Consider the following 15,258-nt stretch of genomic DNA (forward strand, 5'->3'; position numbering starts at 1 on the left):
ACCCGGACAAAGCGGTTCGATGGCTGTCCACTGGGCATCGGATAGGGTATATCTGGTCATATCTGTATGATACTGTGAAAAATTGAATGTCAACAGTCCCTAGGGCGTAGGGTTGTAAGAGTTTCATTTGAGATATCCTGTTTGGGCTTGGTTGAAAGTGCTGCCAGTATAAGCGCGATGCGTATTCGGATAAACGGTGTAAAACGGATAACATTTATCCGAATATGGAATAATTTTGATAAAAAAACAGCCTAAAAAAACGCCGTCTGAATCCGTTCAGACAGCTCAAAATAATTTTGACAATTTTAGGAACTGGAATTTATTTGGTTTTAATTTTAATTGCACGCCAACTAAATTCTGATTTTTTTGGGTTTTTACTATAAATTGCAATAATTTCTACTTGTAATTCACTTTCATCATCAAAATCTTGTAGGAGATATGGGGCAACGAATACATCCTCTACAAAAGCAAAGCCTTTTTCATGACGTTTCAAGCAGCCTGAAATTATTTTTATATCTTCATTTTTCAAAAAAACATCTATTTGTGCTTGTGCTAATAATATTTCTTGCGTTTCTTTTTTTTGATTGTACGCCGTATAAGCCAATACGTTATCGCCTATATTTGGCAAATCTCCTTGCCATGCTCCCATTGATGCTGATACATAGCTATTACGATTAAAAAATATCCCAATCTTATTGTTTTTTAAATTCTCTACTACGCCATTTCGTTTGTCTGCACAATCCCATAATTGACCATTTTCACGAGAGCTGATGTGCAGAATAGTTTGTCGTCCATTGGCTGCTTTTCCGATTAATAAGCAAACGGGTGTCCCTGACTGAAAATATGCAACTTCTTTTGTTTCTGTACCCACAATTGAAATAGCTTTCCCTTTTTCATTAGGGCGGAAAATAAATTTTGCTAGTTTTTTTGGATTCTTATTTTTTGGGGCATCTGCTGGCAAAGGTAAAGTAAATACCGTATCAAAATTAGCATCATATTCCTGTACATCATCAAAACATAAAACTAAAGCTTCAGGGGCATATTGTTGATATTGTTTGATTAATTCCTCATTGGACAGTGCATTCTCAGGAGAATACCAATCTGCATCTAATAATTTTTGTAAGGCATCGCCTATTTTCCAACCATGCTGTTCACGAATATTCCTTGTTTGTAATACTTCACCGTTTGCCCAAGCTGTTTCATTTTGTTCTGCCAATAATTGTGCTAAATCAATATGTAAGTTCACACTGAATTCAGGTTTTTGGCAACATTGTAGAGCCTGACAAAAACATGCTTTAGCTAAATCGGGTTGTTCTGAAGCATAGAGTTGCCCTGCTTTTTGCCATAACCAGAATTCTTTATTTTTATTTTTTAATAGATAACCTAAAGTTTGAGCAGCTTCTTGATGTTTACCCAATTGTTTAAGTAATTTCACTCTATCCCAATCCAACCATAAAACATCATCACCAACTGCAACCGAACGGGTATTCTCCAGCCATCCAATAATATGTTCCACATCTGCCGATGTTGCCTGCTGAGAAAAATGACTTACCCATTTCGCCAAACCCCGAGCAATACTGCAAACCAAAGGAGAAAACTGCTTTCCTTGATATTCGCCAGCTTGCCAATCGTCATCCTGAATACCATCAATTCGCACTACCCAATAAATAAAATTCAAATAATCAGGCGAATACGCAGATAACTTGGTTAATTCACGCAAGATATTAGACAAAGACGAATCTGCCCGACGGTTAGGTAGTTTTGCATATTCTCGTGCCGTATCATAAATTTGTTTGATCTTGGCGTAATTAGGCGGGGCTTGTTCCAGTTTAGCAATAATTTCGGCAACCTGTTGCTTAATCAGACCATAATATGCCCAATTGATTTGAATCAATACATAAAAATCATTGATATATGCCTTGCCCCGCTCAATGGCAGCCTGAAAATTGCCCGCTTTTCGTAATGCTTTAATATGCTCACTTGGATTTTGATAATTCATGATAGCTTTTCTCTTACTACATCAATCAAATCAAGATCAGTAACAGCATGGACATGCACGCTGGATACAACGCCTTGTTTGTCAAAGTTAAGGGTGAATTGGATACGTTCCTGCCACTGCTTCATTAATACAATACTTAGCCGGTAATCATTTTCAGGAATAACAGAAACTGGTTTCCAATCAGGTAAATTTTGGCAGATATGATTAAAAAGTACTTGCTGAGTGGGGGTATATGGAGATTTTGCCACGCACTCAACCGCCAAATTAATCAATACACTATATTGTTCTTCTTTTGCATTATGTTGCCATTTACTAATTCGATGGTTGCCTTTATAAGCAATCTGCAAACCAAATCCTCCCTGCCCTGTTTGAACACAATACTTTTCCAAATAATGGTGTGATGATTGATGAACCAAACGGCACTGACAACATTCGGCTATTTGATGAAGGTATTCTTTCAATTTATTTGAAAAATCAGTTTCACTATTTTCAGGCAGCATCCAACCTGTTCCTATTGCAATTTGTTCGGCAATTTGTTCCGCTTGATTATTTATTTTCCAAATTGCTTGGTCAAAAGGCGTTACTGGTGTGAAATTAAGCAAAATCGTTTTTTCAGTGGCAACAGTTAAAGCCGAATACAGCCAACGGAAATAACCTTCCGAATGCTTCCCTGCACTATGGGCACAGTTAATATAACAAATATCGCGATCCATTCCTTGTGCGTGATGTACCGTAGCAGCATAGCCGTAGCGTACATAAGCAAGATTAACCTCTGTTTTTTCTTTTTTTTCCTTTTGGTTTTTCCAAGCTTTTACAGCAATTGCTATATCTGCACCTAATTCAGGTTTTTCATTAATCAAAAATTCCACTAAAACGGGGTTGTTTGATTTATTGGCTAAGGTAATATCTTGTAATTGGAATGAAATAGGTTTATCACGCCCTTTTAATGGTTGCTTAATTTCTTCTGTTGGTTGAGTAACTGAAATACGCTCAATATTTCCAGAATATATAGTCCTATTTTCATCATCTTGCCAAACATAAATCTCTAACCAATCACCAATTGACAAAAAATTGGACAATCCTAATTTTGAACGCAACCATTGGCTAAACCGCATACTTTGTTCATGTGTTTCAGTCAAATACCAAACAGGCTCATCATTTTGATAATGCGATAAAATCTCTTGAGCAGCGATGGATTTATCTTTTTGAGCAATTAACTTCGAATCAGGAAAATAAGGTAAAGAGGCAAAACTATGTTGTTGTAGTGCATGAGCTAAATGTGTTGCCATTTTTAAAGATCCCAAAAGATTTGGAGTATCAATGTCCAGCAACGGCAAGGCGTAACTGTCTTCGCATCGACTCAAAATATCACCACGCTGAATTTGATAGGGATCTCCAAAAAATATGGCTTTACGTTTACTTCCTGAAAAATCAATGAATTGAAATAGATCATCTAACAGTTTACCACTGCCATATCGTTTACCATCTGGTGTAGTAAAAGCAGTATTGCTTAGCAAATGAGCATCGTCTAGCAAATAAATACAGTTTTTAGAATCTAAATTCGCACGCAATGGCAGAATTTCGGAGGAGGTGGTCTCCTTATTGCCTATTAATTGAAAATCTTCAATTTCCGAAGTGTGCAAATCTTTAGTTTTTTGAGGAGATGAATACAGATGTTGATAAATACTTTCACCATTAGAACCAGCTAAACGCATATTAGGGTGTAAAATGACACACTCTCTTCCGTTTTTAGATAAATTTTCAGCAAGCTTATGCAGTAACATTGTTTTCCCCGTTTTTGTCATACCTGTTAATGCAAATGTATGCTTAGAGCTAAAGATAAAATCTAAAATATATTGTAACGAATGTTGCATATTTATGACTTCCTGATTTGACTTGGTAGTACAATCAATTTGTAAATCAATCAAAATATTTATATATTATATCCATTTAATTAAATACTAATAAAATATTTATAATTAGAATAAATATAGGCAGTAGTTTCTATTTAAAAACCCAAAATATAAAAAATGAACATATAATTTCACTATCCTGAAAATTTTGCTTATTTTGTATCTAATTACTCTGGCACTACAGTGAAATTAGATAAATAGTAACACAGTTACGGTGCGACAAGGCAGCCTGAAAGGAAAAACGATGGATTATTTAAACGAAATAGCATTATTTGTCGAAGTCGCCCAAGCCAACGGGTTCAGCCGCGCCGCCGCCAAGCTCGGCATGCCGCAGTCCACCCTGTCGCGCCACATTGCCGCGCTGGAAGACGCGCTCGGTTTGCGCCTGTTCAACCGCAGCACGCGGCGGCTGGAACTCACGGGCGCGGGCGCGTATTACTTGGAACGCGCCCTGCCGATTGTTACCGAAGCGCGGCTGTTGCACGGCACGTTGGACGATATGCGCGAAAACGTGAAAGGCGCGCTGCGCGTGTCGCTGCCCGTGGATTTGGCGTATCAGATGGTTGCGCCGCTCTTGCCCGAGTTTGCCGAACGCTATCCGCTGCTGCGCCTTGATTTTGACGTAACCCCGCGCAAGGTGGATTTGGTGGGCGAACCGTTTGACTTGGCAATCCGCACGGGCACGCTGGCGGATTCGGACTACATCGCCACGCCGCTGGCAACGTTTTCAGGCTGCCTTTACGCCGCGCCAAGCTATCTGGCAGAGCGCGGCGAGCCGCAGTCGCCCGACGGTTTGGCGGCGCACGAATGCCTGCGCTTCGGTACAGACGGTGCAACATGGACGCTGCACAACGGCGACACCCGCGCCACGGTGCAGCCTGAAAGCCGCTTCGGCGCCAACAGCCCGGGCATGATCCGCCAAATGGCGGCGGCGGGCTTGGGCATCGCGCTGCTGCCTGAAATTTTGGTGCGCGAAGACATGGCGCAAGGCCGTCTGAAAGCCGTATTGCCCGACTGGCAAAGCGAACCGACGCCCGTCCACGCGCTCACCGCCACGCGCCTGCTGACGGCGAACGTGCGGGCGTTTGTGGGGTTTTTGCGGGGGAGGTGGGCGGAATAGCCGGGTTTGCAGCGCATAGGCCGGATACTGGTATCCGACGTTTTTCAAACCGGCAAGCAGCCTGAAACGGCGCGGGTTTTCCCTTGCGGGAAAATGTCGGATTCGGGAATCCGGCCTACGCAAAGGCAAAACATCCCGGGTTTGCCATCCGATTGATAAAGGCCGTCTGAATCCATGTTCAGACGGCCTCCTGCTTTCAGACAGCCTATAATCCGCCTCTTTTCCCAACCGCAAGGAAACCCCATGACCCCCTTGGCCAAAGGCGTTGCCCTGTGCCTGCTTTCGCAAATCCTGTTTGCCGTGCTTTACCTGTTCAGCCACTGGATGCGGCCGATAAACGGCACCGGCGTGTTCGCGCTGCGGATGCCCGCGATGGCGGCGGGGCTGTGGCTGATGGCGCTTTACGCCGTCGGCGCGCGCGCGATGGCGTCTTTTGCCCTACGCCTGTGGCGCGGCGGTTGGAAAACGCGGCTGCTGTTTCTAACCGGCACGGCCGACGTCGGCAGCCAGTTTTGGCTGTTTATGTGGGCGCCGGTCAACGGCGAGGGCGTGAACGTGGCAACGGGCTATTTCCTCTTTCCGCTGGTGATGGTGCTGGTCGGGCGGCTGTGGCGCAAGGAGCGGCCCAGCCGCCTGCAAAGCGCCGCCCTTGCCTGCGCGGCGGCGGGCGTGGCGCACGAATTGTGGGCGGCGGGGTCGTTTTCGTGGGCGACGCTGTGGGTGTGCGGCCTCTATCCCGTGTATTACGTCAGCCGCGTGGCGATGAAAACGCCCGCCTTGCAGGGGCTGACGCTGGATTTGACGCTGCTGGCGCCGTTTGCCCTGTGGCTGCTGGCGCAGGGAAACACGCCCGCGCTGGTGGCCGCCGAGCCGCGCTATTGGCTGTTGGTGCCGCTCCTGGGGCTGTTCAGCGCGCTGGCGATGTCGGCCAGCCTGAAAGCGGGGCAGCTTCTGCCCGTGAGCCTGTTCGGCATGCTGAGCTACGTCGAACCCGCCCTGCTCTTTCTCGCCGCCGTGCTGGTGCTGCACACGCCCGTGCCGCCCTCGTCCTACCTCACCTACGGCCTGATTTGGGCGGGACTGCTCCTGCTGGCGGCACACGGTTGGAAAAGTTTCAGACGGCCTCCCGTGCAGGCATAATGCCATCTGAAAGCCGATACGGCAGCGGAAGGCAAATGAAAGGCCGTCTGAAACCCCGAAAACGGGCTTTCAGACGGCCTTCAATCTTTATGCCGCGCCGCCGAAGGGCTAAAATGCGCGCTTTTTGCAACTTACGCACGAGAGCCCGCCGCCATGAGCAAAACCGTCCATTATCTGAAAGACTACCAAGCCCCCGCCCATTCCGTTTCGCAAACCGATTTAACCTTCGACATCGGCAACGATTACACCGAAATCACCGCCCGCCTGTCCGTGCACACCGAACGCGCGGGTGCGCCGCTGGTGCTCGACGGCTCGGCCGAACTCGTTTCCTTCAAAATCAACGGCGCGGATGCCGCCTATGTTCTCGAAAACGAAAAGCTCACCGTCGCCGCGCCGCCTGCGGGGGATTTCACCGTGGAAACCGTTACCCGCGTGCGGCCGTCTGAAAACAAAACGCTGATGGGTCTGTATGAAAGCGGCGGCAACCTTTACACCCAATGCGAGCCTGAGGGCTTCCGCAAAATCACTTTCTATCCCGACCGCCCCGATGTGATGGCGGCGTTTACCACCACCATTGTCGCCGATAAAAAACGCTATCCCGTGCTGCTGTCCAACGGCAACAAAACCGACGGCGGCGAGCTTGCAGACGGCCGCCATTGGGCGAAATGGCAGGATCCGTTTAAAAAACCGAGCTATCTTTTCGCCCTGGTTGCGGGCGATTTGGTGTGCACGGCCGACCGTTTCACCACCCGCAGCGGCCGCGACGTGGCCATCGAATTTTTCACCCGCAAGGAAGACGCGGGCAAGGTGCGCTTCGGCATCGAGTCACTGAAACACGCGATGAAGTGGGACGAAACCCGCTTCGGCCTCGAATACGATTTGGACATCTACATGGTCGTGGCCGTGGGCGACTTCAACATGGGCGCGATGGAAAACAAGGGCTTGAACATTTTCAACACCGCCTGCGTTTTGGCCGACAGCCGCACCGCCACCGACGCCGACTTCGAGCGCGTCGAAGCCGTGATTGCCCACGAGTATTTCCACAACTGGACGGGCAACCGCGTGACCTGCCGCGACTGGTTCCAGCTCTCGCTCAAAGAGGGGCTGACGGTGTTCCGCGACCAGGAGTTTTCCGCCGACCGCGCCTCCCGCGCCGTGCGCCGCATCGAAAACGTCTCCCGTCTGCGCGCCTTCCAGTTTCCCGAAGACGCCGGCCCCATGGCGCATCCCGTGCGCCCCGCCAGCTATGAGGACATGAACAACTTCTACACCATGACCGTCTATGAAAAAGGCGCGGAAGTGGTGCGCATGTATCACACCTTCCTCGGCGAAGAAGGCTTCCAAAAAGGCATGAAGCTCTATTTCCAACGCCACGACGGCCAGGCTGTTACCTGCGATGATTTCCGCGCCGCAATGGCCGATGCCAACGGCTTCGATTTCGAGCAGTTCGCCCTCTGGTACAGCCAGGCCGGCACGCCGACGCTCGACATCACAGGCCGTCTGAAAGACGGAAACTTCGTGCTCACGGTCAAACAAACCGTGCCGCCCACGCCCGACATGGCCGACAAACAGCCCATGCAGATGCCGCTCAAAGTCGGCCTGATCGACAGCGCGGGCAAGTCCCTGACCTTCACATACGGCGGCAAAACCCTGACCGAGGCCGTCTTAACCGTCAGCCGCGCAGAAGAAGAATTCGTCCTCGGCAGCGTGGATACCGCAGCCGTGCCCTCGCTCGTGCGCGGCCTCTCCGCCCCCGTCCACCTGCGCTACCCCTACACCGATGCCGACCTCGGCCTGCTGCTCTCCTTCGACCCCGACCCCTTCGCCCGCTGGGAAGCCGGACAAACCCTGTTCCGCCGCGCCGTGGCCGCCAACATCGACGCCCTCGCCGAAAACCGCCCGCTGCCCGACCATGCCGCCCTGCTCGAAGCCGTCGGCCGCGTACTCTCCGCCGACATCGACCCCGCCTTCCGCACCATCCTGCTGTCCGTGCCGCCCGAAGCCGAGCTGTGGGCGGACATGGAAAACATCGACCCCCTGCGCGTCCACCACGCCCGCGAAGCCCTGCTCGACCTGATTGCCGCCGCCTTCCGCAACGAGTTCGCCGCCCTCAACCAAGAAGCGCGCGCGCAGGAAGAACAGTGCCCCAACCCCTACGAATACGCGCCCCAACCCGCAGGCTGGCGCGCCCTGCGCAACGTCTGCCGCGCCTTTATCCTGCGCGCCGACCCCGCGCATATCGAACAGGTGGCGCAAAACTACCCCGACATGGCGAAAAACATGACCCACGAATGGGGCATTCTTTCCGCCGTCAACCACAACCCCAGCCCCCTGCGCGACAGCCTGCTCGACAACTTCGCCGCTAAGTTCGCCGACCAGCCGCTGGTGATGGACAAATACTTCTCGCTGATTGCCTCCTCCCGCCGCGTCGACACCCCCGCGCAAATTCAGACGGCCTTGCAGCACCCCGGCTTCAACGCGCAAAACCCCAACAAAGTGCGCGCCCTTATCGGCGGCTTCACCCGCAACATCCCGCACTTCCACGCCGCCGACGGCTCGGGCTACCGCTTTTTGGCCGACAAAATCATCGAAGCCGACCGCTTCAACCCCTCGCTGGCCGCCGGCCTCGCCCGCGCCTTCAACATCTGCCGCCGCCTCGAACCCGCCCGTCAGGCTCTGATGCGCGGCGAACTCGAACGCATCGCCGCCGTGGCAAACCTGTCGTCGGAAACCGGCGAAATCGTCGGCAAAATCCGTTTGAGTTTGGACAAATAAGGCGCAGAAGCCCTGCCGTGCAAAAGGCCGTCTGAAAACAAAAAAAGCAGCCCGCAAAGGCTGCTTTCTCTGTTGCGCGAAATTTAGTGATCCGACGCTTCCGCCGCGCCGATACCTGTCATCGAGCGCACATACTGGGCGTCGAAACCGGCTTTGTCCTGCGCGGCCTGCTCGGACTTGTCGAGCACCGACACAATCCACGATACGATAAAAGCGAGCGGGATGGTGAACAGGGCGGGGTTGCCGTAGGGGAAGATGGCGCTTTCGTTGTGCAGCACGCTCACCCACACGGTGGGGCCGAGCACGATAAGCACCAGCGCGCCGATCAGTCCGGCAAAACCGCCGGCGACGGCGCCGCGCGTGGTCAACCCTTTCCAGAACATGCTCAACATCAGCACGGGGAAGTTGGCAGACGCGGCAACGGCAAAGGCGAGACCGACCATAAAGGCGACGTTTTGGTTTTCAAAGGCAATGCCGAAGACGATGGCCAGCACGCCCAAGCCCAAAGTGGCGGCGCGGGAGACGCGCATTTCTTCTTTCGGCTGCGCCCGCCCTTTGCGGATCACCGACGAATAAATGTCGTGGCTCACCGCCGATGCGCCCGACAGGGTCAGTCCGGCCACCACCGCCAAAATGGTGGCGAAGGCAACGGCGGAAATAAAGCCCAACAGCAGGTTGCCGCCGACGGCTGCCGACAAATGCACCGCCGCCATATTGGTGCCGCCGATCATTTCGTAAACGGTTTTGCCGTCTTTGACTACGGCTTTGAAAAACTCGGGATTATTGGTCAGGAAGATAATCGCGCCAAAGCCGATGATAAAGGTGAGCAGGTAGAAATAGCCGATAAAGCCGGTGGCGACGACCACCGATTTGCGCGCCTCGCGGGCGTCGGGCACGGTGAAAAAGCGCATCAGGATATGCGGCAGACCGGCGGTACCGAACATCAGCGCCAGGCCGAGCGAGAGCGCGTCGATCGGGTTTTTCACCAGGCCACCGGGCGCGAGTATCGCCTCGCCGAGCGTGTGGGTATCAACCGCTTTTTGGAACATTGTCTCCATGCTGAAACCGCTGGCATACAGCACCATAAACGACATAAACGTTGCGCCGCCCAGCAGCAAAACCGCTTTAATCATCTGTACCCAAGTGGTCGCCAGCATGCCGCCGAACAACACATAGGCCACCATCAGCGCACCGACAATCAATACCGCCGACAAATAATTCATGCCGAACAAAAGCTGAATCAGCTTGCCCGCGCCCACCACCTGCGCAATCAGATACAGCATCACCACCAACAGCGAACCGGAAGCCGCAAACAGGCGCACCGGCGTCTGTTTCAGGCGGTAGGCCGCCACATCGGCAAAGGTAAACTGCCCCAAGTTGCGCAGCCGCTCCGCCACCAAAAACAGCACCAGCGGCCAGCCGACCAGAAAGCCCGTCGAATAAATCAGGCCGTCGTAGCCGGTGGTGAACACCATCGCCGAAATGCCCAAAAACGACGCGGCAGACATAAAATCGCCCGCAATCGCCAGCCCGTTTTGAAAGCCGGTGATGCCGCCGCCGGCGGTGTAGAAATCCTGGGTGGAACGGTTTTTCTTCGCCGCCCACTTGGTAATCCACAGCGTCGCGCCGACGAAAATAAAGAACATCACCACAGCCGTCCAATTGGTCGCCTGCTTTTCCACCTCGCCGGTAAACGCATCCGCCCACAGGCAGCCTGAAAAACCCGCCGCCCACGCGGCAAACAGAAACTTATGTTTTCCCATCATTTTTCTCCTTCTTGCGTTTCCCGCACCGCTTTTTGCGTCATCTCCTCAAATTTGCCGTTGGCCAGCCACACATAAACCAGCGTAATCAGGAAAGAAAACACAATCACAAACATCCCGATCCAGATGCCCCAGGTCGTAACCTCCCCCGGATTCACCTTCGCCGCCAGCGTTTGCGGCGACGTGCCGATTATCCAGATATAGGCCACATACACCGCGAACACAATCGCGGAAAAACTCCAGCCCAGCCAGGCCTTCTGCCGCGCCATCGAGCGGAAAGCCGGATGCGCCAGCACCCGCTTTGCCCGTTCCTTTTCCGCAGCATGGTTTCTAGTTTGCGCTTTACTCATCGGTTTACTCCTCTTTTATCGGTTTTCGGATGGTTTGGTCGGGGAGGCCGTCTGAAAGCCCCGTGTCCCGACATGCGCGGTTTATAAACAAGCACACCCGCCGCAGGCTAATTTTTTTTTCTGATGCCCTGCATCCGCCGCACAAATACCTTATAAATATCTTTTTGATTTCATTTTTATTTCCGCAAAACAGGCCTCGCCATTCCGCCGCCGTTTTTGTTAAAAAACGAAAAGCGGGCAGGCAAAAGGCCGTCTGAAAGATGGAAACAAACCTTTCAGACGGCCAAAAACCCGATGGGTTTCCCCCGTCGGGTTTTGCATGCGGTTTCAGTTTGGACGGCCTTACTCCGCTTTGCCCACGCCTTTGTCCAAGCCTTGGGTCAGGCCGTTGATGTCGCTGCCGTTGAGGCCGAGTTCTTTCAACAGGCCGTCAACCAGCGGGGCTTGGCTGCGGTAGCGCAATGCACTGTTAACCATTTGGTCGGCGAGGCTGCCTTGGGTTTGGCCGTCTGAAACGCCCTCGCCCGCCGCGCCAAGCGCGCCACCCAGGCCGTTGACCTGCAGAATTTTGATGCCGTCGATGTTTTCCATCGGGCGCACGGATTCGCGGATGATGTCGGGCAGGTGTTTCAGCAGCGCGAGGCGGATTTGCATCTCGATTTGCTCCACGCTCAACACGTTGGCCGCTTCGTTTACCGCGCGTTTGCCCTCTGCATCAACCTTGTACTGCTGCTCCTGCGCCTGCGCCAGCAGCACTTTGGCGTCGGCTTCGCCCTTGGCTTTCAGGCGGGACTGCTCGGCTTCGGCCTCGGCGGCAATGCGCAGCGCTTCGGCTTTATCCTGCGCCGCCTGTTTTTCTGCCTCGGCGGCCACGGTTACGGCGATGGCTTCGCGCTGGGCGGTTTCGGCGGCGGCAATCAGTTCCACCGCTTTGGCACGCTCGGCGCGCTCGGTTTCGCGCACGGTAATCACGCTTTCTTCCTCGCGCACGGCGGCGGCGCGGGCTTTGTCGGCTTCGGCTTTGGCTTCCGATTCGGCGCGGGATTTTTCGGCGACGGCAATCGCTCTGTCCTGCTCGGCCAGCTCGATGGCTTTGCGCCGCTCGACTTCGGCCTGCTCCACGGCCTGCGCCTTGCGGATGTCTTCGTTTTTAATGTCGCGTTCGGCGGCGATGCGTTTCAAATCCACTTCGCGTTCGGCAGCGATTTTGGCTTCTTCCGCTTCACGTTTTTTCTGCGCTTCCTGCTCGGCGATGCTGGCTTCCTGCTCGGCGCGGCGCACGGCGATTTCGCGTTCTTGTTCGAGTTTGGCGTATTCTTCTTCGCGCGAGATTTTCAGGCGTTGCTGCTCGGCTTCGAGGTTTTTGGTTTTAATCGCCAAATCGGTGTCTTGTTCGATTTCGTTACGTTTTTTGCGGCGGCCTTCGATGGTTTCGGTCAGTTTGGTCAGACCTTCCGCGTCAAACGCATTTTGCGGGTTAAAAAACTCAAAGCTGGTCTGGTCGAGGCCGGTCAGGGAGACGGTTTCGAGTTCGAGGCCGTTTTTAAACAAGTCTTCGCTCACGACTTGTTGCACTTTCTGAACGAAATCAACACGTTTTTCGTGCAGCTCTTCCATCGCCATTTCGGCGGCAACGGCGCGCAGGGCATCGACGAATTTACCTTCGACGAGGTCTTTCAATTCGTCGGGCGACATGGTTTTCATACCCAGCGTTTGCGCGGCGGTGGCAATGCTCTCGGCGCTGGGTTTGACGCGGACGTAAAATTCCGCCATCACATCGACGCGCATCCGGTCGCGGGTAATCAACGCCTGCTGCGCCGCGCGGCGCACTTCGAGACGCAATGTGTTCATGTTGACGGGGATGATTTCGTGCAGCACGGGCAGCACCATCGCTCCGCCGTTCATGATGACTTTTTCGCCGCCGAAGCCGGTACGGACGAAGGAGACTTCTTTGCTGGCGCGGCGGTACAGGCGGGTGAGGATGAGGCCGAGTACGAACAGCGCGACGAGTATGACGCCGGCGATGATGCCGATGGAAACTAAGTTCATGGGTTTTCCTTTCTTGGAGAAGGTTTTTTTCAGACGGCTTCCTGCTGCCTGAAACAGGTTTGGAGAAAATCAAACAAATACAGTGGATTCAAATAGAAATACCTGCATCGTCATTCCCGCGCAAGTGGGAATCCAGACTTCGGGATTCCAAGGAAATATTCAAAGATTGCCACAATTCTAAACCTCTGGATTCCCGCCTGCGCAGGAATGACGGTATGGGTATTTTTATCTGGATTTACATTAAGGCGGCCTATATTTTCAGACGGCCTAAGGACGGCTGAAACGCGTGCGGCCGAATGCACCGTACAGCACCAATTCCCCGCCGCCGATGGAGGCAAAACGGCGGCAGGTCAAGCCGAACCACCAGCCTTCCGAGCGTTTCAGGCCGTAGAGCAAAAACACACACGCCACCGCTTTTGCCGCCCAATCGTGCACCGTCGGCAAAAATCCGCTGACGGCAAGGAAAACCAACAACGCGATAAAGACCAATAGCAGCCCCGTTACTAAAGGCATAAACAGCGTGCCCCAAAAAGAGGTGGCAAATACCGTTCGTCTGCCTTCGCGCCGCACTCCTGCCTGCGGTTGCCTGCCGAGGCCGGCCCAAGATACCGAATCGAATCGCTGTCTGTTGCGGTTTTGGCGGTAGCGCGATTTTTTACGTTGTTTGCCCATTATTGTTTGCCTTTTGTTTTTCAGACGGCCTTTTCGGATGGTTCGATATATTCCAGCAACGGCAGTCCCGTGGCGAGGCTGATTTGTTTGGCCGTTTTCTCCGCCGTCTGCCGGTTGTCGCGCAGCAGCAAATCTGCCTCCAGCAGCCGCACATCTTTGCCGCCTTCTTTGCCCGCCAGCCAGATTTCGTTCAAGCCCACACCCAATCCGCTGTATTTCACGCGGCTGTAAATGCCGCAAAACCCCGATAGCGCATAGCGTTTTTCAGGCAGCCACTTGAAACCGTGCAGGCGGTATACGGTCAGTACGTCTTCCTGCACGCTGTAGCGTACCTTGCGCAGTGTATGCCAATGGTACGCCAGCCGCCATGCGGCAAACAGCAGCGCCGCCAGCCAGAACAGCCGCCAGCCGAACCCGCCCCCGCTCCACACCATCAGCAGTGCAAACAGCAAAAACGGGATGCGCGAGAGCAAAGTGCCAACCGAATACACAGCAAATTCCGCCCCGTCCGCAAGCTTCGGCGCGGCGCGTTCCGGCAGCTTAGGCTGCGGCTCGTGTTCCGCCTGCCGTGCTGCCGCCAGCGCGGCTTTGATTTCTGAGGGCTGCCGCCAAGCAGTTTGTGTTTGCGCCGTTTTCCGGCAGCGACACGCACGAAACACCCCGCGCACTTCCGACACCGCCACCGCCAACAACCCGAGCGCCAGCAGCCCCGCGCCGAAATACAGCGGCTTGGGCAGGCCGCCGCTTTGCCAATTCGCCGCCAAACGCAGCAGCCAGACCGCCAGCCAAGTCCACAACCCGGCCGCCGCCAGATTCACCGCCTGCCGCCACGCAGGCAGCGTTTTCGCCTGCAAAGGCTGCAACTGTGCCGGATTGGCCGCCGTCTCCTCTTGTGCGCGGATTTCCGTGTTGATGACAGGCCGTTTGGCCAAACCCGCTGTCTGCGCGATATGGCTCTGAATTCCGTCTAATTCGTGCAGCGAGCCCTTATGCGGCAGGAAATTTTCCTCCAGCACCAAATCGTTCCGCCCATCCGCCGATTCCAGCCACAAGCGCCCGTAGTAGCCGCGGTAATCGTCCCGCACCTTCTCCGCCGCCACCGCCGCAAACATCGAAAGCGGATACTCCCACTGCGCCTGCCAACCCCAACGCCAGCGCCCTTGCAACAGCACGCCGCGTTCTGTGTCCAACCGCAGAAAGTCCCGCGCCGTGAACATGCGCCAATACAGGAAACCAACCAGCGCCGCACCGCCAAAAAACAGCAGCACCATGGCCAAACGAAGCGCCGTATCCACCCCGTCGCCGGAAATATCCGACAGAGTATCCAGCCCGATAATAAGCAGCAGCAATACCCCTGCGCAGACCACACCGATTTCCAGCATCAAATCCTTAGATGTAGCCGGATACAGCATCACGATTTTGCTTTTATTCTGTTGCATGGCTTCCTCTTTATATTACGGCAGGCTACCTGAAAATG

Annotated in this window: 10 protein-coding genes; 3 read left to right on the plus strand and 7 right to left on the minus strand. The window is 53.4% G+C overall.

The window, feature by feature from the left end; translation table 11 throughout:
* Positions 1 to 319: 319 nt before the first annotated feature.
* A complete protein-coding gene (locus ACLD9W_RS07805) occupies positions 320 to 1,999 on the minus strand; it encodes a DUF7017 domain-containing protein (RefSeq protein ID WP_410841497.1) in 1,680 nt (559 codons plus the stop codon).
* Positions 1,996 to 3,873, minus strand: a complete 1,878-nt coding sequence (locus tag ACLD9W_RS07810) for a hypothetical protein (protein ID WP_410841498.1) — start codon at positions 3,871 to 3,873, stop codon at positions 1,996 to 1,998. The genes ACLD9W_RS07805 and ACLD9W_RS07810 overlap by 4 nt, the downstream gene beginning before the upstream one ends.
* A gap of 283 nt (positions 3,874 to 4,156) precedes the next feature.
* Here ACLD9W_RS07810 and ACLD9W_RS07815 point away from each other — a divergent pair, with 283 nt between their 5' ends.
* From ACLD9W_RS07815 to pepN, 3 genes are all read left to right on the plus strand, one after another.
* The gene (locus ACLD9W_RS07815; RefSeq protein WP_410841499.1) at positions 4,157 to 5,032 is read left to right on the plus strand and encodes a LysR substrate-binding domain-containing protein; all 876 of its coding nucleotides are present in this window, start codon (positions 4,157 to 4,159) and stop codon (positions 5,030 to 5,032) included.
* A gap of 243 nt (positions 5,033 to 5,275) precedes the next feature.
* A complete protein-coding gene (locus ACLD9W_RS07820) occupies positions 5,276 to 6,172 on the plus strand; it encodes an EamA family transporter (protein WP_410841500.1) in 897 nt (298 codons plus the stop codon).
* 153 nt (positions 6,173 to 6,325) lie between these two features.
* The gene (pepN, locus tag ACLD9W_RS07825; RefSeq protein ID WP_410841501.1) at positions 6,326 to 8,947 is read left to right on the plus strand and encodes an aminopeptidase N; all 2,622 of its coding nucleotides are present in this window, start codon (positions 6,326 to 6,328) and stop codon (positions 8,945 to 8,947) included.
* An 83-nt stretch (positions 8,948 to 9,030) separates the two neighbouring features.
* Here pepN and ACLD9W_RS07830 read toward each other — a convergent pair whose 3' ends face one another.
* The 5 genes from ACLD9W_RS07830 to ACLD9W_RS07850 form a co-directional block, all read right to left on the minus strand.
* Entirely contained in the window at positions 9,031 to 10,713 is a 1,683-nt protein-coding gene (locus ACLD9W_RS07830) for a cation acetate symporter (RefSeq protein WP_410841502.1), read from the minus strand.
* Entirely contained in the window at positions 10,710 to 11,060 is a 351-nt protein-coding gene (locus ACLD9W_RS07835; protein ID WP_410841503.1) for a DUF485 domain-containing protein, read from the minus strand. Before ACLD9W_RS07835 ends, ACLD9W_RS07830 begins: the two co-directional genes overlap by 4 nt.
* A 342-nt stretch (positions 11,061 to 11,402) precedes the next feature.
* Entirely contained in the window at positions 11,403 to 13,109 is a 1,707-nt protein-coding gene (locus ACLD9W_RS07840) for a flotillin family protein (RefSeq protein ID WP_410841504.1), read from the minus strand.
* Between the two features lie 267 nt (positions 13,110 to 13,376).
* Positions 13,377 to 13,781, minus strand: a complete 405-nt coding sequence (locus ACLD9W_RS07845) for a hypothetical protein (protein WP_410841505.1) — start codon at positions 13,779 to 13,781, stop codon at positions 13,377 to 13,379.
* A gap of 20 nt (positions 13,782 to 13,801) precedes the next feature.
* Positions 13,802 to 15,220 carry a hypothetical protein gene (locus ACLD9W_RS07850; RefSeq protein ID WP_410841506.1) on the minus strand — a complete coding sequence of 473 codons (1,419 nt, stop codon included), beginning with the start codon at positions 15,218 to 15,220 and terminating at the stop codon, positions 13,802 to 13,804.
* Positions 15,221 to 15,258 lie beyond the last annotated feature (38 nt).

Origin of the sequence: Neisseria sp. WLZKY-1 (assembly GCF_046546535.1) — a bacterium.
Classification (GTDB): Bacteria; Pseudomonadota; Gammaproteobacteria; order Burkholderiales; family Neisseriaceae; genus Neisseria.